Origin of the sequence: Streptomyces monashensis (assembly GCF_001866665.1) — a bacterium.
Taxonomy (GTDB): Bacteria; Actinomycetota; Actinomycetes; order Streptomycetales; family Streptomycetaceae; genus Streptomyces; species Streptomyces monashensis.
The window spans coordinates 1-882 of sequence record NZ_MLYO01000183.1 but is presented as its reverse complement, the minus strand read 5'-3'; the positions used below and the strand labels follow the sequence as shown (position 1 = coordinate 882).

Genomic DNA, 882 nt, shown 5'->3' with positions numbered 1-882 from the left:
CTGATCCATGAGACGGAGTTCACGCAGCCGGGGTTGTTCGCGGTGGAGGTGGCGTTGTTCCGGTTGTGGGAGTCGTGGGGTGTGGTGCCGCGTGCGGTGGCGGGTCATTCGGTGGGTGAGTTGGCTGCGGCGTATGTGGCGGGTGTGTTCGGTCTGGGGGATGTGGCGCGGTTGGTGGCTGCGCGGGGTCGGTTGATGCAGGGGTGTGAGCGGGGTGGGGCGATGGCGTCGGTGGAGGCGTCGGAGTCTGAGGTTGTGGCTGTGTTGGGTGGTGTGGGGGGTCGGGTTTCGGTTGCGGGGTTGAATGGTCCGGGGCAGACGGTGGTCAGTGGTGATGTGGCTGCTGTGGAGGAGGTGGTGGCGTGGTTTGTGGGGGTGGGGCGGCGTGTGCGGCGTCTTGAGGTGTCGCATGCGTTTCATTCGCCGCATATGGAGGCGATGTTGGTGGAGTTCGGGGAGGTGGCTGCGGGGTGTGTGGTTGCTGAGCCGGTGTTGGAGTTGGTGTCGACGGTGACGGGTGGGGTGGTGTCTGGGCGGGAGTTGTCGGATCCGGGGTATTGGGTGCGGCAGGTGCGGGATGCGGTGCGGTTCCTGGATGCGGTGCGTTCGTTGGAGGGGTTGGGTGTGGGGCGGTTTGTGGAGGTGGGGCCGGCTGGGGTGTTGGCGGCGATGGGTGCGGGGTGTGTGGAGGGTGAGGCGGTGTTTGTTGCGTCGCAGCGTTCGGTTCGTGTGCCGGGTGAGTCGGTGGACGAGGTTGTGGCGTTGGTGCAGGCGTTGGGTGCGGTGCATGTGGCGGGTCAGGAGGTCGCGTGGGAGCGGGTGCTGGGGGGTGGCCGGCCGGTCGATCTGCCCACGTACGCCTTCCAGCGACAGCACTACTGG

1 protein-coding gene is annotated in these 882 nt (G+C 67.1%); it reads left to right on the top strand.

All coding sequences use genetic code 11. The features are described from left to right. Window positions 1-882: acyltransferase domain-containing protein (locus tag BIV23_RS45160; RefSeq protein ID WP_177240272.1), on the top strand; the 882-nt coding region annotated here is incomplete at both ends.